This is a genomic window from Pseudomaricurvus sp. HS19, from assembly GCF_009857815.1.
Lineage (GTDB): Bacteria > Pseudomonadota > Gammaproteobacteria > Pseudomonadales > Cellvibrionaceae > Pseudomaricurvus.
In genome coordinates this window covers 1-1,221 of record NZ_WVVW01000027.1, presented here as the reverse complement: position 1 = coordinate 1,221, position 1,221 = coordinate 1, and the positions used below count along the sequence as shown (strand labels likewise).

At 55.0% G+C, this 1,221-nt stretch carries 1 protein-coding gene; it reads left to right on the top strand.

The genetic code is table 11. From position 1 onward, the window contains the following. Positions 1-1,212: elongation factor Tu (gene tuf, locus GSF27_RS17685; protein WP_160971392.1), on the top strand; the 1,212-nt coding region annotated here is incomplete at its 5' end. Between the last annotated feature and the right edge of the window lie 9 nt (positions 1,213-1,221).

The following is a 1,221-nucleotide window of genomic DNA, read 5'->3' as shown; positions in this document are numbered from 1 at the left end:
CAATTTGAACGTACTAAGCCCCACGTTAACGTGGGCACCATTGGTCACGTTGACCACGGTAAAACCACTCTGACCGCTGCCCTGACCCGCGTATGTGCGGAAGTTTGGGGTGGTACTGCGGTTGCTTTTGACGGTATCGACAATGCGCCGGAAGAGCGTGAGCGTGGTATTACCATCGCTACCTCTCACGTAGAGTACGATTCCCCAACCCGTCACTACGCTCACGTAGATTGCCCCGGCCACGCCGACTACGTTAAGAACATGATCACCGGTGCTGCCCAGATGGATGGCGCGATCCTGGTGTGTGGTGCGACTGACGGCCCAATGCCTCAGACCCGTGAGCACATCCTGCTGTCCCGTCAGGTAGGTGTACCTTACATCGTGGTATTCCTGAACAAAGCTGACCTGCTGGCTGAAGACTGTGGCGGTTTCGGTACTGAAGAGTACAACGAAATGCTGGAGCTGGTTGAGATGGAGCTGCGTGAGCTGCTGGACCAGTACGAGTTCCCTGGTGACGACACCCCAATCATCGCCGGTTCTGCCCTGATGGCCCTGAACGGTGAAGACACCGACGGTCTGGGTACTACCGCTGTCAAGACTCTGGTAGAGACTCTGGATTCCTACATCCCTGAGCCTGAGCGTGCGATCGATGGTGCCTTCATTATGCCAATCGAAGACGTATTCTCCATCCAGGGTCGTGGTACCGTTGTTACCGGTCGTGTTGAGCGCGGTATCATCAAGGTTGGTGAAGAGATCGAGATCGTTGGTATCAAAGAGACCACCAAGACCACCTGTACCGGTGTAGAGATGTTCCGCAAGCTGCTGGACGAAGGCCGTGCTGGTGAGAACTGTGGTGTACTGCTGCGTGGTACCAAGCGTGACGAAGTTCAGCGTGGTCAGGTACTGGCGAAGCCAGGCTCCATCACTCCGCACACCAAGTTTGAAGGCGAAGTGTACGTGCTGGGTAAAGATGAAGGTGGTCGTCACACTCCATTCTTCAAGGGTTACCGTCCACAGTTCTACTTCCGTACCACTGACGTAACTGGTGCTGTAGAGCTGCCAGAAGGCGTAGAGATGGTAATGCCAGGCGACAACATTCAGATGACTGTTACCCTGATTCACCCAATTGCGATGGACGAAGGTCTGCGCTTTGCGATCCGTGAAGGCGGTCGTACTGTGGGTGCGGGCGTTGTAGCCAAGATCATCGAGTAATCGATAATC